Origin of the sequence: Aeromonas sp. 102P (genome assembly GCF_051920345.1) — a bacterium.
Classification (GTDB): Bacteria; Pseudomonadota; Gammaproteobacteria; order Enterobacterales; family Aeromonadaceae; genus Aeromonas; species Aeromonas veronii.
In genome coordinates, this window is record NZ_JBQBCZ010000001.1 from 664,027 (window position 1) to 682,500 (window position 18,474).

At 60.6% G+C, this 18,474-nt stretch carries 19 protein-coding genes and 1 riboswitch (1 of these 20 only partly in view); of the genes, 10 read left to right on the forward strand and 9 right to left on the reverse strand.

Annotated features, from left to right (window positions below; translation table 11 throughout):
- Positions 1-115: 115 nt before the first annotated feature.
- Positions 116-277 carry a hypothetical protein gene (locus tag ACTG1K_RS03190; RefSeq protein WP_005339236.1) on the reverse strand — a complete coding sequence of 54 codons (162 nt, stop codon included), beginning with the start codon at positions 275-277 and terminating at the stop codon, positions 116-118.
- Positions 262-1,161, reverse strand: a complete 900-nt coding sequence (locus ACTG1K_RS03195; RefSeq protein ID WP_005357113.1) for a DMT family transporter — start codon at positions 1,159-1,161, stop codon at positions 262-264. Before ACTG1K_RS03195 ends, ACTG1K_RS03190 begins: the two co-directional genes overlap by 16 nt.
- A gap of 91 nt (positions 1,162-1,252) precedes the next feature.
- Here ACTG1K_RS03195 and ACTG1K_RS03200 point away from each other — a divergent pair, with 91 nt between their 5' ends.
- The gene (locus ACTG1K_RS03200) at positions 1,253-2,212 is read left to right on the forward strand and encodes a LysR substrate-binding domain-containing protein (protein WP_440004805.1); all 960 of its coding nucleotides are present in this window, start codon (positions 1,253-1,255) and stop codon (positions 2,210-2,212) included.
- Here ACTG1K_RS03200 and trpS read toward each other — a convergent pair.
- Positions 2,191-3,204, reverse strand: coding sequence for a tryptophan--tRNA ligase (gene trpS / locus ACTG1K_RS03205; RefSeq protein WP_425856275.1), 1,014 nt, complete (start codon positions 3,202-3,204; stop codon positions 2,191-2,193). The genes ACTG1K_RS03200 and trpS overlap by 22 nt on opposite strands.
- A 192-nt stretch (positions 3,205-3,396) precedes the next feature.
- The gene (locus tag ACTG1K_RS03210) at positions 3,397-3,834 is read right to left on the reverse strand and encodes a universal stress protein (RefSeq protein ID WP_005339229.1); all 438 of its coding nucleotides are present in this window, start codon (positions 3,832-3,834) and stop codon (positions 3,397-3,399) included.
- Between the two features lie 401 nt (positions 3,835-4,235).
- Between ACTG1K_RS03210 and fabV the strand changes: the two genes are divergently transcribed.
- The 6 genes from fabV (at position 4,236) to ACTG1K_RS03240 (ending at position 11,309) form a co-directional block, all read left to right on the forward strand.
- Positions 4,236-5,423, forward strand: coding sequence for an enoyl-ACP reductase FabV (fabV, locus tag ACTG1K_RS03215; protein WP_425856271.1), 1,188 nt, complete (start codon positions 4,236-4,238; stop codon positions 5,421-5,423).
- A gap of 92 nt (positions 5,424-5,515) precedes the next feature.
- A complete protein-coding gene (ftnA, locus tag ACTG1K_RS03220; protein ID WP_005339225.1) occupies positions 5,516-6,040 on the forward strand; it encodes a non-heme ferritin in 525 nt (174 codons plus the stop codon).
- Between the two features lie 150 nt (positions 6,041-6,190).
- The gene (locus tag ACTG1K_RS03225; RefSeq protein ID WP_222116514.1) at positions 6,191-7,375 is read left to right on the forward strand and encodes an NAD(P)/FAD-dependent oxidoreductase; all 1,185 of its coding nucleotides are present in this window, start codon (positions 6,191-6,193) and stop codon (positions 7,373-7,375) included.
- Positions 7,376-7,456: 81 nt separating this feature from the next.
- Positions 7,457-9,130, forward strand: coding sequence for a sensor histidine kinase (locus tag ACTG1K_RS03230; RefSeq protein ID WP_005339222.1), 1,674 nt, complete (start codon positions 7,457-7,459; stop codon positions 9,128-9,130).
- A gap of 129 nt (positions 9,131-9,259) precedes the next feature.
- On the forward strand, positions 9,260-10,003 hold the full coding sequence (locus ACTG1K_RS03235; protein WP_113740705.1) for a LytR/AlgR family response regulator transcription factor: 744 nt from the start codon (positions 9,260-9,262) through the stop codon (positions 10,001-10,003).
- 109 nt (positions 10,004-10,112) lie between these two features.
- Positions 10,113-11,309 (forward strand): L-lactate MFS transporter, encoded by a 1,197-nt coding sequence (locus tag ACTG1K_RS03240; protein ID WP_335842248.1) that lies wholly within the window; start codon positions 10,113-10,115, stop codon positions 11,307-11,309.
- A 73-nt stretch (positions 11,310-11,382) separates the two neighbouring features.
- Here ACTG1K_RS03240 and ACTG1K_RS03245 read toward each other — a convergent pair whose 3' ends face one another.
- The 4 genes from ACTG1K_RS03245 to ACTG1K_RS03260 all read right to left on the reverse strand — a co-directional run bounded on the left by ACTG1K_RS03245 (position 11,383) and on the right by ACTG1K_RS03260 (position 14,310).
- Positions 11,383-12,507 (reverse strand): 5-(carboxyamino)imidazole ribonucleotide synthase, encoded by a 1,125-nt coding sequence (locus ACTG1K_RS03245; RefSeq protein WP_440004806.1) that lies wholly within the window; start codon positions 12,505-12,507, stop codon positions 11,383-11,385.
- Positions 12,504-13,013: a 5-(carboxyamino)imidazole ribonucleotide mutase gene (purE, locus tag ACTG1K_RS03250; RefSeq protein ID WP_317103121.1), complete on the reverse strand. Its 510-nt coding sequence runs from the start codon at positions 13,011-13,013 to the stop codon at positions 12,504-12,506. The genes ACTG1K_RS03245 and purE overlap by 4 nt, the downstream gene beginning before the upstream one ends.
- Positions 13,014-13,076: 63 nt before the next feature.
- Positions 13,077-13,379: a P-II family nitrogen regulator gene (locus ACTG1K_RS03255; protein WP_005321666.1), complete on the reverse strand. Its 303-nt coding sequence runs from the start codon at positions 13,377-13,379 to the stop codon at positions 13,077-13,079.
- A gap of 4 nt (positions 13,380-13,383) precedes the next feature.
- Positions 13,384-14,310 carry a sodium-dependent bicarbonate transport family permease gene (locus ACTG1K_RS03260; protein WP_005342109.1) on the reverse strand — a complete coding sequence of 309 codons (927 nt, stop codon included), beginning with the start codon at positions 14,308-14,310 and terminating at the stop codon, positions 13,384-13,386.
- A 109-nt stretch (positions 14,311-14,419) separates the two neighbouring features.
- On the opposite strand from ACTG1K_RS03260, the gene ACTG1K_RS03265 reads away from it, so the two are divergent.
- The 3 genes from ACTG1K_RS03265 to murI all read left to right on the forward strand — a co-directional run bounded on the left by ACTG1K_RS03265 (position 14,420) and on the right by murI (position 18,367).
- Positions 14,420-15,322: a LysR family transcriptional regulator gene (locus tag ACTG1K_RS03265; RefSeq protein WP_440004807.1), complete on the forward strand. Its 903-nt coding sequence runs from the start codon at positions 14,420-14,422 to the stop codon at positions 15,320-15,322.
- Between the two features lie 35 nt (positions 15,323-15,357).
- A riboswitch (cobalamin riboswitch) is annotated at positions 15,358-15,535 on the forward strand.
- Positions 15,536-15,587: 52 nt separating this feature from the next.
- Positions 15,588-17,453 carry a TonB-dependent receptor domain-containing protein gene (locus ACTG1K_RS03270; RefSeq protein WP_139748304.1) on the forward strand — a complete coding sequence of 622 codons (1,866 nt, stop codon included), beginning with the start codon at positions 15,588-15,590 and terminating at the stop codon, positions 17,451-17,453.
- A gap of 110 nt (positions 17,454-17,563) precedes the next feature.
- Positions 17,564-18,367 (forward strand): glutamate racemase, encoded by an 804-nt coding sequence (gene murI, locus ACTG1K_RS03275; protein ID WP_374878959.1) that lies wholly within the window; start codon positions 17,564-17,566, stop codon positions 18,365-18,367.
- Between the two features lie 7 nt (positions 18,368-18,374).
- On the opposite strand, the gene ACTG1K_RS03280 is transcribed toward murI, so the two are convergent.
- Positions 18,375-18,474, reverse strand: partial view of an RNA recognition motif domain-containing protein gene (locus tag ACTG1K_RS03280; protein WP_005339200.1) — the final stretch only. 392 nt of this gene lie beyond the right edge of the window; only the last 100 of its 492 coding nucleotides appear in the window; its start codon lies beyond the right edge, outside the window; the stop codon is at positions 18,375-18,377.

An 18,474-nucleotide genomic window follows, 5' to 3' on the forward strand; every position in this document is an offset into this window, starting at 1 on the left:
GCAGGCATAAAAAAACCGGCGCAGAGCGCCGGTAGCGGGGGACAAATCGGAGGTTTTTTAAAACAGTCCCAAAAACAGGAGAGATAGACTCTCGTCACACATTCAGAGATGGACTTCAGGCATTCAGGGCATAGCTCAGCATGGCTTGCAGCTTGCTATCGAAGAACCAGGGCAGCAGTACCATCAGCAGGCCCAGGATCCCGGCCAGCCGCTGGCGATACTGCCAGCCGGCAATCAGTACCAGACCACCGCACAGTGTGGTCAGGATGCCTGACATAGGGAGACCTCGCGCTGCATGCGACGCTGTTGCGCCCACTGGTTCATGGCGACCGAGCCGAGGATCAGGGCCAGAGCCACGCCGGTAGTGGGGTGGATCTGCTCGCCGAGGAACAGGGCACCCAGCATCACGCCGAACAGCGGCACCAGATAGTTGCTGAAGGAGGCGAATGTCGGGCCGGCCTTCTGGATCAGCGCCATGTAGAGGAAGTAGACCAGACCGGTACAGAGGGTACCCAGCACGGTAATCGCGCTCAGGGCCTGGGTGCTCGGCAGGGTCAGGCTGCCGAGATCAACCATGAAGGGGGCGACCAGCAGCAACTGGATTGCCGAGGAGATCAGGATATTGCGGGCGACCACGACCGGATGGTCCTTGGCGAAGCGCTTGATCATCAGCAGGCCGATGGCGAAGCAGCTGGCACCCAGCAGGATGGCCATGGCACCGAGCAGGCCGGCGTTCATGCCCTGGGAGAGTTTCGGCCAGAACAGGGTGAGTACACCGGCAAAACCGATGATCACGGAAAGCAGACCGGTTTTGGTGATTCTTTCACCAGAAATAAACAGCGGTGCAGCCAGAATGGTCACAAACGGGATACAACCCATGACCACGGCGGCGATGGCACTATCCACATACTGCTGGCCCCAAGCGACCATGATGAAGGGGATGGTGGCATCCAGCAGGGCGATCAGCATATAGGTGCGCCACGGGGTGTGCTCACTCTTGAGCCGCATGAACAGGCAGAGCAGACCCAGGGTAAGACTGCCGCACAGGGCACGACCGGCAGCCACCAGAATGGGGGGCAACTCGGCGACGGCCTGGTGCATGAAAATGAACTGGGAACCCCACAGCAGGCCAATGGCCAGCAATAACAGATAGCTACGCATTTGAATCTCCGATGTATTAAGCCAGCGCATTCTAGGCAATCTGTTACTATGGTAAAAATGAATTGTTGGCATTTAACTATGGCTAATATCGATGGATAGCTCGCTCGCCCGTCTTGACCTCAACCTGCTCGCCGTATTCGACATGCTGATGCAGGAGCGCAATGTCACCCGCGCCGCCGAACGGCTGCATCTCTCCCAATCCACCGTCAGCCATGCGCTGGGTCGGTTGCGGATCGCGCTGGATGACCCGCTGTTCGTGATGAGTCGGCGCGAGATGATGCCGACCGAGCGAGCCAAGGCGCTGGCCGGTCCGGTGCGCCAGGCGCTGGCGATGCTGGAGCAGGGATTGCGCCAGGCCAAGGGGTTTGATCCCGCCACTGCGCGGCGGATTTTCCGCATCGCCACCCCGGGCTCGGTGGAGCACGGGCTGGTGCCGGTGCTGGTGGAGAGGCTCCATCGGCAGGCCCCTCACTGTCGTCTTGAGGTGTGCGAGCTGGCGGACAGCGACTACGAGCGGGAGTTGGAAAAGGGTGAGCTGGATCTGGTGATCGGTTTTGCCGGGGCGAATCACCTCTCACCGCGCTTGTGGCGGGAGGAGTGGTTCAACAACCCGCTGGTCTGCCTGTCGCCGCTCGGCAGCGAGTTGCCCGATGTGCTGACCCCGGTTGAGCTGGTGAGCCGTCCCCACATCCACACCTCCAGCTGGGGTCACAGCCAGGCGATGGTGGAGCTCTGGCTGGCCCGCTTCGGGGTGGAGCGGGAGCTAGGGGTCAGGTTACCGAGCTTTATGGCGGTGCCGCCGCTGATGGCGACCGGCCGCTATCTGGTGGTGGTGCCCGAGATGATCGGGCGCCACTTCTGCCGCTACTACCCGCTGCGGATGCATCAGCTGGATCCGGAGATCCCCATCGTCTATCTGATGGCGGGCCACCCGCTGACCGCCCATGACGAGGCGATCGGCTGGTTCAAGAGCCTGTTGCACCAGCTGGTGTTCGACCTCTACGGCAACGATGCGCTCGGGACTCCCGCTCAGCGGATGCTGGCGAAGTAGTCGAGCCCCATGGCGCTTTTCACCTCTGCCAATACCTCATCGGTGATGATGCGAGCCTGCTCGGTGCCCTGATAGAGCAGTTCCAGCAGCATCTTCTTGTCGGCAATGGCCGCGGCACGGCGCTCCCGCATCGGGGCGAGCAGGGTTTGCAGGCAGTCGTTCAGCACCTGCTTGCAGCGCATGTCCCCCAGTCCGCCGAGCCGGTAGTGCGCCTTCATCTCGGCGACCAGCTCCTTGTCGGGATGGAAGGCATCGAGATAGGCGAACACCGTATTTCCCTCCACCTGACCGGGATCGCTCACCTTGAGGTGGTTGGGGTCGGTATACATGGCGAACACCGCCTGTTTGACCTCTTCCGCCGACATGCCGAGCTCTATGGTGTTGCCGAGAGACTTGGACATCTTGGCCTTGCCGTCGATGCCGGGCAGGCGGCCGGTGTCACTCAGGATCGGTTGGCATTCGGTCAGCACCTCTTTGCCTACCAGAGAGTTGAAGCGGCGGACGATCTCGTTGGTCTGCTCCAGCATCGGCAGCTGATCTTCCCCGACCGGCACATGGCTGGCGCGAAAGGCGGTGATGTCGGCGGCCTGACTCACCGGATAGACCAGAAAACCGGCCGGCAGCGTGCGTTCGAACCCTTTTTGCTGGATCTCTGCCTTGACGGTGGGGTTGCGCTCCAGCCGGGCGACGCTGACCAGATTGAGGTAGTAGCAGGTGAGTTCGGCGAGGGCGGGCAGGGCGCTCTGCAGGCAGAAGGTGGTCTTGGCCGGGTCGAGGCCGACCGCCAGATAGTCGGCCATCACCTCCAGCACGTTGTCGGTCACCTTGGCCGGATTGTGGCCGTTGTCGGTCAACGCCTGCAGATCGGCGATCATCACGAATTGACGGTAGTGGTGCTGGGCTTCGACGCGCTGGCGCAGGGAACCGACATAGTGGCCGATGTGCAGTTTGCCGGTGGGACGATCGCCAGTCAGGATAACGGGGTTGTGCATGTCACTCTCTCCAGTTGGGTGAGCCGGGAGGCGACAAAGGGATAAAAACAGTTGACCGCCTCTCGGCGGTCACGGTGTTTTCTTTGGGAAATTTACAATAGAAACGCGGTACCGCCTGTTTAGGAGCAGCACCACCAGTAGTTGTGATTGAATGCGGTCATGTTCATAGCAAATCAAACTACGCCGGTTTCATTACTTCTGCAAGGGGACGACCAGCAGATCGCAGGGCACCGTATTCATCAGCTGGCGGGCGCTGGAGGTGAGCAGGCTCCAGAAACTCTGGCGATGGCCGCACACCAGCAGGTCGATCTCATACTCCTTGACCGCCTGATTGACCCGCTCGCTCAGATCGCCGCAGATCACCAGCTTCTTCTCGATGGGGTAGTCCACCGAGGCCAGAAATGCCTCCAGCTTCTCTTTCGCTTCGGCGATCACCTGATCCTGCACGTTGTCGATGTCGATATCGATCATCTCGGTGTAGAGATCCTTGAGGTCCACATCGACATGGATAACCGACAGCTTGGCGCCGTTGGAGCGGGCTCTGTCCACCGCCTTGTCGATCACCTTGCGGTTGTCTTCAGAGAGGTCGATCGCGGCCAGAATATGCTTGTAATAGGTTGTTCCACTCATGGGGGTTCTCCTTACCGATCCTTCAGCCCACTATACCAATCTCTGCTGAAACTAAAATGGTGCCTCAGGCACAGTTTTGGGATTTAAATGAGTTTAATGACGTGTGACACAGGGTCAGCCACTCAGTTATTAACCACTATTTGCCTATAAATTAAACAAGAGTTTGACGCCGGTCACACCCCTCGGCTTGCCGATCAGGGGGGAGAGGCATAGGATGGGCCCGTGCTTCGCAATGAACACAAAACAACAAAAAGCATCTGAATACCGCTTTGGGGAGCCACGTGCTCCCTTTTGTTTTTCTGCCTCAATTCCCGCTGATTTTCTGACTGATAGCGATCCGGCATCAAGTTAATCTCCTTCGATTTGGTTATGCTGTAGCCAGTTTCTTTGGAGGCCTTCCCATGATCATTCATCCCCAGATTCAAGGTTGTGTTGCCCGCAACTGTCACCCCATCGGCTGTCGCGCCGCCGTGCAGCAGCAGATCGAACGGATCAAGGCCGCTGGCCCGTTCAACGGCCCCAAGCGGGTGCTGGTGCTGGGGGCTTCCTCCGGGTTTGGACTGGCGTCGCGCATTGCACTCGCCTTCGGGGCTGGTGCCGACACCATCGGCATCTCCTTCGAGCGCGGCCCTTCCGACAAAGGATTGGGCAGCGCCGGTTGGTACAACAACATCTGGTTTCGCAAGGAGGCGGAGCAGGAGGGGCGTATCGCCATCAACCTGATTGGCGATGCCTTCTCCGACGGCATGCGCCAGCAGGCCATCGACACCATCCGCCAGCAGCTTGGGCAGGTGGATCTGGTGATCTATTCGCTCGCAAGCGGCATCCGGGTGCTGCCCGATGGCACGCAAGTGCGCTCGGTGCTCAAGACCACCGGCCAGCCATTCAGCGGTTGGGGGCTGGATCTGGAGCTCGATACCTTGGTGCAGCAGTCGCTGGCACCTGCCACGCCGGAGGAGATCCGCGATACCGTCACCGTGATGGGGGGCGAGGATTGGCAGCTCTGGATGCAGGCGTTGCAGCAGGCCGGTTGTCTCGCCCCCGGTGCCCAAACCGTGGCCTACTCCTATATCGGCCCCGAGTCCACCTATCCCCTCTATCGGGATGGCACCATCGGTTATGCCAAGGAGCATCTGCACGCCACCGCCGAGACCATCAACCTGCAACTGGCCGAGATTGGTGGCCATGCCTGGGTGTCGGTCTGCAAGGCGCTGGTGACCAAGGCGAGCGCCTATATTCCTGTGCTGCCGGTTTATCTGGGCCTGCTGATGGGGGTGATGAAGGAGCGCGGTGTACACGAAGGCTGCATCGAGCAGATGCAGCGACTGTTTGCCGCAAAGATGTACGGGCCCAATGGGGTGGTGGCCGATGGTAACCGGCTGATCCGGATGGATGACCACGAGCTCGACCCGGCCATTCAGGCCGCCGTCTCGGCGCTCTGGCCCAAGGTGACGCCGGACAATTTCCACGCGCTGGGGGACTTTGCAGGGCTGCGGCAGGACTTCATGCAACTCAACGGCTTCGAGCTGCCGGGCGTCGATTATGCTGCGCCGGTGGATGTCGCCTCCCTTGGGGAGCTGACCCCCTGAGCTGAAAGAAACGGGATCTCCCTCTCGTTGGCGGGTTGATTCGCGGCGGGAGTGTGGCGACAATCGATACCAAATCACTGAGGAGAAACAAGATGCTGGCCCAAGCCATGATCGAGAAGTTGAACGAGCAGATTAACCTGGAGTTCTACTCCTCCAATCTCTATCTGCAGATGAGCGCCTGGTGCGAAGACAAGGGCTTTGAAGGGGCGGCGACCTTCCTGCGCCAGCACGCGGTCGAGGAGCGCCAGCACATGGAGCGTTTGTTCACCTATGTGAGCGAGACCGGCGCCATGCCCAAGCTGGGTGCCATCGATGCCCCTCCCCACGAGTTCAAGTCGCTGGGTGACGTGTTCCGTACCACCCTGGAGCACGAGTATCACATCACCAAGTGCATCAATGGTCTGGCCCACGTAGCTTTCACCACTCAGGACTACTCCACCTTCAACTTCCTGCAGTGGTATGTGGCCGAGCAGCATGAAGAGGAGAAGCTGTTCAAGAGCATCGTCGACCGTCTGGGTCTGGTGGGTGAAGATGGCAAAGGCCTCTACTTCATCGACAAGGAGCTGGCCGAGCTGGCCAAGGGCGCCCCGGCCAGCATCATGGACAGCAACGCCTGATAGTCGTGGACACTTAGTGTTCAGCCAGTACAATAACGGCCCTTTTAAGGGCCGTTGTTTATTCTGGTGGGCAGCCACTATGGTTCTGTTCCGCCAGAGGTAATCTCGGTTCTGGCCAGGTGCCGTTTCTATTTTGATAAGTGAGTGATGATGAAGCAGGTCGATGTGGTGGTGATCGGGGCCGGTGCGGCCGGATTGATGTGTGCGGCGCAGGCGGGCTACCGTGGTCGCTCCGTGCTGGTGCTCGATAACGCCAAGAAGCCGGGCCGCAAGATCCTCATCAGTGGCGGTGGCCGCTGCAACTTCACCAACCATCAGGCGGGCGCTCACGCCTACCTGTCGGAGAATCCCCACTTCAGCAAGTCGGCGCTGGCCCGCTACACCCAGCAGGACTTTATCGATCTGGTGGACCGCCACGGGGTCAACTATCACGAGCGCACTCTGGGGCAGCTGTTCTGTCTCGAGAGTGCCAAGGATATCGTCGATGTGCTGCTCACCGAGTGTGACTGGGCCGGGGTGACCCTGCAGTTCCAGACCGAGATCCTCACCGTCAGCAAACAGGATGAGGGTTTCGTGCTGACCACCAGCAAGGGTGAGATCGGCTGTCACTCGCTGGTGGTGGCGACCGGCGGTCTCTCCATGCCCAAGCTGGGTGCTACCCCCTACGGCTTCAAGCTGGCGGAGCAGTTCGGTCTCAAGGTGCTGCCGACCCGTGCCGGTCTGGTGCCCTTTACCCTCCATCAGGCGGAGAAAGAGGCGTTTGCCGATCTGGCGGGCATCAGCCTGCCGGTGGCGGTGACCGCCGAGGATGGCACCCGCTTCAAGGAGGCGATGCTGTTCACCCATCGCGGCCTCTCCGGCCCCGTCATCCTGCAGATCTCCTCCTACTGGCACGCCGGCGAGAAGATCCACATCAACCTGCTGCCGGAGCTGGATATTTCGGCTGCCCTGCGCGAGTGGGCGCAGGCGCACCCGGCGCAGGAGCTGAAAACCGTGCTGGGGCGCGAGCTGCCCAAGCGCTTCGTCGACAAACTGGTGGAACTGGGCCTGCTGGTCAGCAAGCCGATGCGCCAGTACAACGAGCGTGAACTGGAAGCGGTGGCCAATCTGCTGGGTGACTGGCAGATCCTGCCCAACGGCACGGAGGGGTATCGCACCGCCGAAGTGACCCTGGGCGGCGTCGATACCAACGAGCTTTCCTCCAAGACCATGGAGACGCGCAAGGTGCCCGGCCTCTACTTCATCGGCGAGGTGGTGGACGTGACCGGCTGGCTCGGTGGCTACAACTTCCAGTGGGCCTGGTCTTCCGGCTGGGTGGCCGGTCAGTACTGTTGATGTCACAGGGGCTGGTTTATCCGGCCCCGATTTATTGGTCGGGGTTATGGTGATCGGTCGGGTTGCCGCAAGGGGGCGCAGATGCTTGAGAATCAGATGATGTTGTTGGCGGTGTTCGAGCGGGCGGCGCTGATGCTGATGACCCTCTTCTTCCTGACCCGCACCCGGCCGTTCCAGCGGTTGTTTCAGAAGCGGGATCACACCCCGGCCGAGCTGGTGCTGGTGGCCTCCATCTTCGGCCTGTTTGCGGTGTTCAGTACCTACACCGGCATTCCGGTGGAGGGGGCGCTGATCAACGTGCGGATCATTGCCATCATCTCCGGCGGCATCCTGTTCGGCCCCTGGGTCGGCATTCCGGCCGGGGTCATCTCCGGCCTGCACCGCTATCTCATCGACATGGATGGTCACACCTCCATCCCTTGTCTTATCGCCAGCATCATTGCCGGTCTGCTGGCGACCTGGCTGCACCTGCGCTGCCGCAAGTCGCGGCTCTGGCTCTACGGCATTCTGGCGGGGATGCTGTGCGAAGGGCTGACCATGCTGCTGATCTGGCTGCTGACCGAGCCCCACGAAGTCGGGGTGGAGATCGTTAACCATATCGCCTATCCGATGATCGCCGGGGCGCTCTGCATCGGCCTTATCATCAAGCTGGTGCAGGATCTGGATGACGAGAAGGAGCTGATTGCTGCCAAGCAGGCCAAGCTGGCGCTCGATATCGCCAACAAGACGCTGCCCTTCTTCCAGAACATCGATCGCCACTCCCTCAGTCAGGTGTGCGATGTGATCCGGCGCGACATCAGCGCCGATGCGGTGGCCATCACAGATACCCATGACGTGCTGGCTTATGTCGGTGTGGGCAAGGACTATTACGAGCTGGACGAGCACCACGCCATCAGCGGCATGACCCAGCAGGCGGTGCTGCTCGACCAGATCATCATCAACAACGATCTGCGCCAGTATCACCTCTCCGATTTTCACTCGGTCATCATTATTCCGCTGCGGGAAAACGGCTCGGTGAGCGGCACCCTCAAGATCTATTACCGCCGCACCCACAGCATCACCAGCTCCCTGCGGGAGATGGCGGTGGGCCTCTCCCAGCTCATCTCCACCCAGATGGAGGTGTCGCGCATCGAGCAACTCAAGGAGATGACCCGCAAGGCGGAGTTCACCGCGCTGCAGAGCAAGATCAACCCGCACTTCCTGTTCAATGCCCTCAACGCCATCTCGTCGCTGATCCGCATCCGGCCCCAGCAGGCGCGCCAGCTCATTGCCAATCTGGCGGATTATCTGCGCTACAACCTCAACAAGGGGGATGAGCTCATCGACATTCAGGAGGAGCTGCAGCAGGTGCGCGACTACGTGGCCATCGAGCAGGCCCGCTTCGGCGACAAGCTGGAGGTGGTGTTCGAGGTGGACGATGTCCACATTCAGGTGCCGAGCCTGCTGTTGCAGCCGCTGGTGGAAAACGCCATCCTGCACGGCATCCAGCCCCGCAGCGCCCCGGGTCGGGTCACCATCGAGGTGAAACAGCTGGCGGGCGGCATCCGGGTATCGGTGCGGGATACCGGTTACGGCATCAGCCAGGCGGTGATCGACGGGGTGGCCGCCGGTCGGGTGGAGAGCCGCAGCATCGGCCTGATGAACGTGCATCAGCGGGTCAAGTTGCTCTATGGCGATGGCCTGCACCTCAAGCGGTTGGAGCCGGGTACCGAAGTGAGTTTCTATCTGCCGGATCAGGAGTCGATGCCATGCTGAGAGCCATCATGGTTGAGGATAAGTGTGTGCCGCGAGAGGTGTTGTCATGCTGAAAGCGATCATTGTGGAAGACGAATGTTTGATTCGTGAGGAGCTTGCCTCTCCTGTGCTCCTTCAGGGGGCAATGTCATGTTGAAAGCGATCATTGTGGAAGACGAGTATCTGGCTCGCGAGGAGTTGATCTATCTGGTGAATCAGCACAGCCAGATCGAGATAGTGGCGAGCTTCGAGGATGGGCTGGAGGCGTTCAAATACCTGCAGGATCACGAGGTGGATGTGGTGTTTCTGGATATCCAGATCCCCTCCATCGATGGCCTGCTGCTGGCCAAGAACCTGCACAAGTCGAGCCATCCGCCCCACATTGTCTTCGTTACCGCCTACAAGGAGTTTGCGGTGGAGGCGTTCGAGCTGGAGGCGTTCGACTACATCCTCAAGCCCTACAACGAGCCGCGCCTCATCAATCTGCTGCAAAAGCTCGAGCATGCGGGCAAGTCGCAGCCAGCCACCACGGGGGAGGCGAGCGGCGAGGGGAGCAGCCCGCACAATCGCACCGTCAATCTGGTGAAGGGGGAGCGCATCATCGTCACCCCCTGCGAGCAGATCTACTACGCGGAAGCCGACGAGAAGCTCACCTATGTCTACACCCGTGATGACCGCTACGTGATGACCATGACCATCAGCGAGTTTGTCAGCCGGCTGCCTGCCGAGGGGTTCTTCCGTTGCCACCGTTCCTACTGCGTCAACATCAACAAGATCCGCGAAATCGTCCCCTGGTTTAACAGCACCTATCTCATCCGGCTCCATGATCTGCCGTTCGAGGTGCCGGTCAGTCGCAGCAACATCAAGGCGTTCCGTCAGCTGATGCGGCTCTGATTGTCATTCATTCCCGCCGATCTGCATTTCATGCCTTAATCGATCGGCGCGAACTGCGTCTTGTCTATAGTGGCCCCAGTTTCCTTAAGGCCATCGACCGAGACGCATCATGACCATCGATCTGAATCGCACCCGGTACCTGACACTGATCGGTACCATCATCACCCAGTTTGCACTGGGTTCTGTCTACACCTGGAGCCTGTTCAACGCCCAGCTCTCCGACAAGCTGGACGAGCCGGTGAGTCAGGTCGCTTTCGCTTTCGGCCTGCTCAGCCTGTCGCTGGCAGTCGCCTCCTCCATGGCGGGCAAGCTGCAGGAGCGATTCGGGGTGCGCAACGTGACCCTGGGCGCTGGCGTGCTGCTCGGTATCGGCTTCTTCCTCACTGCCCACGCCAGCAACTTGGCGATGCTCTACCTCTGCGCGGGCATTCTGGTCGGTTTTGCCGACGGCACCGGCTACCTGATGACCCTCTCCAACTGCGTGAAATGGTTCCCGGAGCGCAAGGGGCTGATCTCCGCCTGTTCCATCGGGGCCTATGGTCTCGGCAGTCTCGGTTTCAAATACATCAACCTGCTGCTGCTCTCCAGCTCCGGCCTTGAGACCACCTTCCAGCTGTGGGGGCTGATCGCCATGTCCATGGTGCTGGTGGGCGGCATGCTGATGAAGGATGCGCCCAAGCAGGCCGCCTCCGTACAGCAGAGCGAGAGCCGTGACTTCACTCTGGCCGAGGCGATGCGCAAGCCGCAGTACTGGATGCTGGCGCTGATGTTCCTCACCGCCTGCATGAGCGGCCTCTACGTCATCGGTGTGGCCAAGGATATCGGCGAGAAGATGGTGGGTCTGCCAGCCGTGGTGGCCGCCAACGCCGTCGCCATCATCGCCATGGCCAACCTGGGTGGCCGTCTGGTGCTGGGTATCCTCTCCGACAAGATGTCCCGCATCCGGGTTATCACAATCGCCCAGCTGATTACCCTGGCGGGCATGGCGCTGCTGCTGTTCGTGCCGCTCAATGCCAACCTGTTCTTCGTGGCGGTTGCCTGTGTGGCCTTCAGCTTCGGTGGCACCATCACCGTCTACCCCTCGCTGGTGAGCGACTTCTTCGGTCTCAACAACCTGACCAAGAACTATGGTGTCATCTATCTGGGCTTTGGTCTGGGCAGCATCATCGGCTCCATCGTGGCCTCCCTGTTTGGCGGCTTTATGGCGACCTTCCACCTGATCCTGGTGTTACTGGTGGTGGCGCTGGTGCTCTCCCTCACCATCCGCCTGCCGGCACCGGTAGCGGTAGCGGTGGAGCGGGCCTGATAAGCCTCCCTGCCACAGCAAGCAAAAACAGAGACCCGGGCCATGCCCGGGTCTTTGCATTTCCGATGGTCGATCAGCGCGGCGGTAACCCCAGCAGCTGGCGGGCCTGACGGCAGCTCTCTTCCACCGTTGACCACTCATCACCGGTTACCGTGATGTGGCCCATCTTGCGGCCGGGGCGGGGTTCGCCTTTGCCATAGAGGTGCAGATGCAGGCCGGGCAACGCCAGCAGGGCGGCCCAGTCGGGCGTGCCGTTCTGCCAGAGATCCCCCAGCAGGTTGATTAACAGGGCGGGGCGCACGGCGATCTGCTCTGGCAGCGGCAGATCGCACAGGGCCCGCACCTGCAACTCGAACTGGCTGCACGCAGCGTTGTCGAGGCTGGGGTGGCCCGAGTTGTGGGGGCGGGGCGCCAGCTCGTTGACCAGCAATTTGCCTTCCACCAGAAAGAACTCCACCGTCAGCACCCCGACATAATCGAGGGCGGTGATCAGCTGCTCGGCGATCCCTTTGGCTTCGCTCTCGAGCGCCGGCACCTTGGCCGGGGAGCGGGTCTGGTCGAGAATGCCGCCGCAGTGCCAGTTCTGCACCAGCGGCAGGGAGCTGATGGCACCGTTCGGGCTGCGCGCCAGGGTCAGGGCAAATTCCCCCTCCAGTGCCAACCGTTTTTCCAGCACGCAGGGCACGCCACTAGCTGCCAGCGCCGTCGCCAGCTCATCCAGATTGCTCACTTGCCACTGCCCCTTGCCGTCGTACCCTTCGCGGGCCGTCTTGAGGATGGCGGGCAAGAGTTCGCTGGCCTGTGCGGGGATGGGCTCTTCTGGCAGTAGCGCCAGAGAGGGGGCGACCGGGATGTCAGCTCCGCGCAGAAAGGCTTTCTCCTCGCGGCGATCCTGACAGATGCGCACCGCGCTGGCGCCCGGGCGTACCGGCTTTTGTTTTTCGAGCAGTGCCAGGGTGGTGGCGGGCACATTCTCGAACTCGCAGCTGATGGCCTCGCAGCGGCTAGCCAGCTCGTGCAGGGCGGTCTGGTCATCATAGGAAGCGACAATATGGTGATCGGCGGTGGCACCGGCGATGCTGGCCGGATCGGGATCCAGTACCACCACCTTGTAGCCAAGGCGGTGGGCGGCCATCACGAAGTAGCGGCCAAGCTGGCCGCCCCCCAGCATGCCGAGGGTGGCGGGAGGCAGGATCATGTCGGCTCCTCCAGCGTGAGGGCCAGCACCCGGTCGCGCTCGCGGGTGCGGAAGTCGTCGAGCTGCTGCCGGTAGCGTGGGGCGTCGTCGTCTTGTGCAACGGAGAGCAGAGAGACCGCAAACAGGGCGGCGTTGGCAGCCCCCGCTTCGCCGATGGCGAAGGTGGCGACTGGCACCCCTTTGGGCATCTGCACGATGGAGAGTAGCGAGTCCATTCCCTTGAGATGGCGTGATGGGATGGGCACCCCCAGCACCGGAAGAGTGGTCTTGGCGGCGACCATACCCGGCAGGTGGGCGGCGCCACCGGCTCCGGCGATGATGGCGCGCAGGCCGCGCTCGCGGGCAGTGGCGGCATACTCGAACAGCAGATCCGGGGTGCGATGGGCCGAGACTACCTGCGCCTCGTAGGGCACGCCGTGCTCCTTGAGGATGCGGGCGGCAGCCTGCAGCACGGGCCAGTCGGAGTCGGAGCCCATTACCAGGCCGATCAGCGGAGGGGTGTTCATCTTTTCTGGTTCCTTGCTGTTAAACGTTTGCTTTTGGTGGGCAAAAAGAGCCGGCAAGCCGGCTCAGAATTTCTCGGGTCGCACGATTTCGACCGGTTGCAGAAAGGCGATCATGGCGTAATCGGGGTAGTAGCGACTCTGCAGGTGGGCCAGCAGCCGCTCCGCCTGCTCCCGGCTGCAGATCGCTTCCAGCCGGATGTTGCCGCTCTCGCTCCAGCTGGCGTTGCGCTCACCATGATCGCCACGACCGCGGGCATCTGTGATGGTGTAGCCGCGCAACCCCTCGCGGGTGAGGGTGCGCAGCAGGGTCGGCTCCAGATTGGCTTCCGTAATGACGGTCAGCAGGGTGCGGGTCTCGGTCTGCATGTGGCTACTCCGTGAAGTGGCGGGCCCAGCTGTGGTAGAGCGGGATCCCCAGCATGATGTTGAACGGGAAGGTGACCCCCAGCACGGCGCTGAGGGACAGCCCCGGGTTGGCCTGGGGCACGGCGATGCGCATGGTAGCCGGCACGGCAATATAGGAGGCGCTGGCCGCCAGGGTGGCCAGCAGGGTCAGGCCGCCGAGGGAGAGGCCCATCAGCTGGCCAGCTGCCAATCCCAGTCCCGCCGAGGCGAGCGGCATCAACAGGGCGAAGCCGAGCAGGAACAGGCCGTGGCGGCGCAGATCCTGACACTGACGGGCGACGATGAGGCCCATCTCCAGCAGGAACAGCGCTAGCGCTCCCTTGAACAGGTCGACAAACAGCGGTTTGAGCGGGGCAATCCCATCCGGTCCGGCCAGATAGCCGATGGCCATGCCGCCCAGCAGCAGAGTTACCCCTTTGCCGAGGAAGGTCTCGTGGGCCAGCATGCGCCAGCGAGTCTCGCGGCTGATGCCGCGGGCCAGCACTATGCCCACCAGAATGGCCGGGATCTCCATCACCGCGAGAAAGATGGAGAGCTGGGATTCAAAGCTGATGCCCCGCTCGGTGAGCCAGTTCACCCCGACCGCAAAGGTGGCGACGCTGACCGAACCGTAGTGGGCGGCGGTGGCTGCGGCATCCACCCGGTTCATCTTGAGGCGCAGCACGGCAAAGCCGAGCAGGGTCTGCACCACGCCGAGCAGGATCACCAGCGCCAGTTGCGGCAGCAGAGGTTGCAGGGATTGCTGGGCCAGACCGACGCCGCCCTTGAGGCCGATGGCCAGCAGCAGAAAGAGGGATAGGGTGTCGTAGAGGGCGGGCGGCAGCTTGAGCTCGGAGCGCACCAGGCCGGCCAGCAGGCCAAACAGAAAAAAGAGAACAACGACGTCCAGCATGATGGTTCGCAGGGCAGTTCAGATAATGGTTGCATGCTAGAGCCCGTAATGTTTCGATAAAATCAGATTCTCGCTGATGGTTGTTCGGTAAAAACTGATAGGGAACGGCATGCTCAACTACAAACAGCTCTACTACTTCTGGCATGTGGCGCGCTGCGGCAGCGTGACGCAGGCCGCCGAACAGCTGCATCTCACGCCGCAGACCATCAGCGGTCAGGTGGCCGAGCTGGAGCTGTCCCTCGGGGTGGCGCTGTTCAACCGGGTGGGGCGGCGTCTGGTGCTGACCGCCGCCGGACGGCAGGCGCAGGAGCAGGCGGGGGCCATTTTCTCGCTCGGCGCCGAGCTGGAGCATACCCTGCGCCACGCCAGTCAGGAGCTGACCATGCAGGTGGGGATCGCCGATTCGGTACCCCGCACCCTGGCGTTCGAGCTGCTGGCCCCCGCCATGGCGCTGGCGACCCCGCTGCGGCTGGTGTGTCACGAGGAGCGGGCCGAGCAGCTGTTCAGCGAGCTGGCCCGTCACAAGCTGGATATGGTGCTGATCGATCGCCCGCTTCCCCCCGACAGTGGTGTACGTGGCTATAACCACGAGCTGGGGCGCAGCCCGCTGGCGCTGTTTGCCAGCCCGGAGCTGGCGGCGCGGGCGCGGGATGGCTTTCCCGCCTCGCTGGAGGGGTTGCCGTTGCTGATCCCCGGAGAGAAGTCTGCCACCCACGATCGGTTGCTGGAGTGGTATCGCCAGCAGGGCATTCATCCCCATCTGGTGGGGCAGTTTGATGACTCTACCCTGATGAAGTCGTTTGGCAAGGCGGGGATGGGCATTTTCCCGGCACCGCTGGCGATGGCTGACGAGATTGGCCGTCTCTATGGGGTGGAACGGATTGCAACCCTCACCGACGTCACACTCTCTTACTATCTGGTCTCGGCAGGGCGCCATCTCTCCCATCCAGGGGTGCAGGCGGTGATGGAGGGGGCACAGCAGCGGCTGGCAGCGCTGGCTGGTAATAAATAGAAATCTGGATGGCTATACATCCAGCTTGGCTCTGCCTATAATCCTCCCGCTTTGGCGCATCATGCTTAATAGGGAATCCGGTGAAAATCCGGAGCTGGCGCGCAGCGGTAAGGGGGAACGAAGCGACATCAGGGCACTGCCGTCAGGCGGGAAGCCGTCGCCGTAGGCTATCAGCCCCCGAGCCCGAAGACCTGCCAGAGTTCGTATTTCGGGCCGAGAGAAACCGGCCACGAAGTAGATACTTACGCGAACTTAAGGATCTCTCATGTCGAAGAAATTTCTGGCGGCTGCCCTGTTGCCGACGGCGGCGTTTGCCCAAACCACCATCCCTATCAATCCGACTCTGGTAATCACAGCCAACCGCGTGGAACAACCGGTCAGCTCGGTGCTGGCGCCCGTTGTGGTGATCGATCGCGCCGAGATCGAATCTCGTCAGGTGCAGAGTTTGCCTGATTTGCTGAAAACCCTGCCCGGCGTGCAGATGGCGACTCTGGGAGGCCGAGGGCACATCAGCAGCCTGTTTGTCCGTGGAACCAACTCCAACCACTCTCTGGTTTTGATGAATGGTCGCCCGATTGCCGCCATGGTGGCGGGTACGCCCGATCTCAGCCAAATCCCCCTCGGCAATATCGAGCGCATCGAATATATCCGTGGCCCACGCGCGGCTGTGTATGGTTCCGATGCCATTGGCGGCGTTATCAACCTCATCACCAAAACATCCGCCAAGAATGGCAGTGAGACACACCTGAAGGGCGGTGCTGGCAGCAATGGTTATGGCCAAGGCGAGCTCAGAACGGTTCAGTCATTGGGTCAAAAAACCGATATGAACATGCTGATCGGCTACGAGCGTACCGATGGTTTTGATATTAAGGCGCAAGATGGCTCTACCCCTATACAGCCTGATCGGGATGGGTTTGCTGGTTTGAATGGCCAGATTGGTCTGAATCACCGTTTCAATGATGCTTGGAGTGCCGACATTAACGCGCAGGGTTATAACAACCTCACTGATATAGATGGTGGTGAAGACTGGCTTGCGCCCGGCGTTCCATCATCAGATCAAAGTCGGGTTCAGGCTTTCCAATATGACGGTGGTCTTAAGTTCCAGAGTAAGGATCTGATCAGTCGATTTGAAGCCAGTTACGGTGAGAACAAGCTGAAGAACTGGCTGGAGAGTAATGGGGAAGAGACTGGCCAGCCCATTCATACAGGTTTGACACGCTTATCCTGGATCAATAGCTGGAGTGGTATTGAAGGGGTCAGCCTGACAGGCGGTGCAGATTGGCAGCGTGAGGAGATGAAGTCAGACTCTCGAGGGTCTAATAAAGCTTTCAATGCCCCCGACCGCGACAATACCGGTCTGTTTGCCGTAGGGAGCTACCGTTGGCAGGCGCTGCTGTGGGAGCTGTCAGGTCGTACCGATGACAACCAGCAATATGGTCGTCACAACACCTGGTCTGCCGCCAGCGGGTTGGATATCGATGAGAACCATAATGTCCGGCTGAGCTACGGTACTGGCTTCAAAGCGCCCACCTTCAACCAGCTCTATTATCCTGGGTTTGAGAATCCGACACTCAAGCCGGAAGAGAGCAAAAACCTGGAGTTGGGTCTGTCAGGTCGCTATTCAGCATGGGATTGGTCTGTGAATCTGTATCGCAACCGCATCGACAATCTGATTTATTGCCTGACCAGCATGAGCTACACCTGCAACCCCAAAAATACCACGGCGGATATCAAAGGAGTGGAAACGGAGCTCGGCATCGACACCGGACCAGTGCATCATCGTTTGAGCTACGACTACACCAGAGCCAAAGATACGGGTAACCAGGATTTGCAGCTGCTGCGTAGAGCTGAACATAAAGGCAGCTGGATCGCAGATACCCGATTCGATGCCGCAACACTAACTGCTGAACTGCTCTATGTGGGCAAGCGCTATGACAACAACTGGGCGACTAGCCAGCGGGTGGAACTCAGTGCCTATACGCTGTTGAACCTGGCTGCAAGTTACGAGGTGACTCAGCAATTTACCTTGGGAGGCCGTATAGACAACTTGTTCGATCGTGATTACGCCGCTGCCTATGGTTATGCCTCACCGGGTACCGAGTTCAAAGTAACTGCCGACTACCGCTTCTGATGCTTTATTCGGTTCATCCTTGAAAAACCGAGGCCCTGCCATTGGCAGGGCCTTTTCTATTGGCGGCAGGCGGGAGTATGATCGCCGCCTTGCACCAAAGGGGAGCTCAAGTGGCCAATATTCTCGTGTTTGATTCCGGTATGGGTGGCCTGACCATCTACCGCGAGATCCGCCGCGTTCTGCCGGCACACAACTATTTCTACTGCTTCGACAACGCCAACTTCCCCTATGGTGAATTGAGCGAGCCCGCCCTGATTGCTGCCTGCACCCGCTTGGTGACCACCATGGTAGCCCGTCATCATATCGATCTGGTGGTGATTGCCTGCAACACGGCCAGCACCATAGCGCTGCCGGCCTTGCGTGAGGCACTGGATATTCCCGTGGTGGGGGTGGTGCCAGCCATCAAGCCCGCCGCTGCACAGACTCGCAACGGTTGTATCGGTCTGCTGGCCACTCCAGGCACCGTCAGCCGCGACTATACCCATGAACTGATCGCCCAGTTTGCTCCCGGCAAGCAGGTGCTGCTCAAGGGCACCACCGAGCTGGTTATAGAAGCCGAACACAAGCTGGCGGGCCTACCGGTCAATATGGCGCTACTGCGCGAGGTATTGGCCGATTGGCTGGAGGGGGAAGAGAAGCCGGATACGCTGGTGCTCGGTTGCACTCACTTCCCGCTACTCAATGAAGAGATTGGGCAACTGATGCCGCAATGTCAGCTTATTGACTCGGGCAGTGCTGTTGCCAAACGGGTGGCCTGGTTGCTGAACAATGGCGGGCATACCGTCGTGCAGCCTGTACATATAGAAGAGGTTATTGCCAGGGCTTACTGTACCCGGCTGGATGGGGAGGCCCAAAAACTGACAGCCCCCTTGCAAGCATGGGGGCTGTCATCATTGGAAGAGGTGAAGTACTGACGAGCGGTTAGGCGTCAGTTTCGCTACCTTCTCTTTCCTCTTTATCACGTTTGTCATTTGCTTCACGCACCTTTAGGGTGCGCTGCTGATACTCTTTGTCATTCAAA

Excerpts from the sequence above, each read along its gene's own strand:
- ACTG1K_RS03190 (WP_005339236.1), bottom strand. The coding sequence starts at position 277 with ATGTCAGGCATCCTGACCACACTGTGCGGTGGTCTGGTACTGATTGCC.
- fabV (WP_425856271.1), top strand. The coding sequence starts at position 4,236 with ATGATCATTCATCCCCAGATTCAAGGTTGTGTTGCCCGCAACTGTCAC.
- ftnA (WP_005339225.1), top strand. The coding sequence starts at position 5,516 with ATGCTGGCCCAAGCCATGATCGAGAAGTTGAACGAGCAGATTAACCTG.
- ACTG1K_RS03255 (WP_005321666.1), bottom strand. The coding sequence starts at position 13,379 with ATGCAGACCGAGACCCGCACCCTGCTGACCGTCATTACGGAAGCCAAT.
- ACTG1K_RS03195 (WP_005357113.1), bottom strand. The coding sequence starts at position 1,161 with ATGCGTAGCTATCTGTTATTGCTGGCCATTGGCCTGCTGTGGGGTTCC.
- ACTG1K_RS03240 (WP_335842248.1), top strand. The coding sequence starts at position 10,113 with ATGACCATCGATCTGAATCGCACCCGGTACCTGACACTGATCGGTACC.
- ACTG1K_RS03265 (WP_440004807.1), top strand. The coding sequence starts at position 14,420 with ATGCTCAACTACAAACAGCTCTACTACTTCTGGCATGTGGCGCGCTGC.
- ACTG1K_RS03230 (WP_005339222.1), top strand. The coding sequence starts at position 7,457 with ATGCTTGAGAATCAGATGATGTTGTTGGCGGTGTTCGAGCGGGCGGCG.
- ACTG1K_RS03260 (WP_005342109.1), bottom strand. The coding sequence starts at position 14,310 with ATGCTGGACGTCGTTGTTCTCTTTTTTCTGTTTGGCCTGCTGGCCGGC.
- ACTG1K_RS03225 (WP_222116514.1), top strand. The coding sequence starts at position 6,191 with ATGAAGCAGGTCGATGTGGTGGTGATCGGGGCCGGTGCGGCCGGATTG.
- purE (WP_317103121.1), bottom strand. The coding sequence starts at position 13,013 with ATGAACACCCCTCCGCTGATCGGCCTGGTAATGGGCTCCGACTCCGAC.
- ACTG1K_RS03270 (WP_139748304.1), top strand. The coding sequence starts at position 15,588 with ATGTCGAAGAAATTTCTGGCGGCTGCCCTGTTGCCGACGGCGGCGTTT.
- trpS (WP_425856275.1), bottom strand. The coding sequence starts at position 3,204 with ATGCACAACCCCGTTATCCTGACTGGCGATCGTCCCACCGGCAAACTG.
- ACTG1K_RS03245 (WP_440004806.1), bottom strand. The coding sequence starts at position 12,507 with ATGATCCTGCCTCCCGCCACCCTCGGCATGCTGGGGGGCGGCCAGCTT.
- ACTG1K_RS03210 (WP_005339229.1), bottom strand. The coding sequence starts at position 3,834 with ATGAGTGGAACAACCTATTACAAGCATATTCTGGCCGCGATCGACCTC.
- ACTG1K_RS03200 (WP_440004805.1), top strand. The coding sequence starts at position 1,253 with ATGGATAGCTCGCTCGCCCGTCTTGACCTCAACCTGCTCGCCGTATTC.
- ACTG1K_RS03235 (WP_113740705.1), top strand. The coding sequence starts at position 9,260 with ATGTTGAAAGCGATCATTGTGGAAGACGAGTATCTGGCTCGCGAGGAG.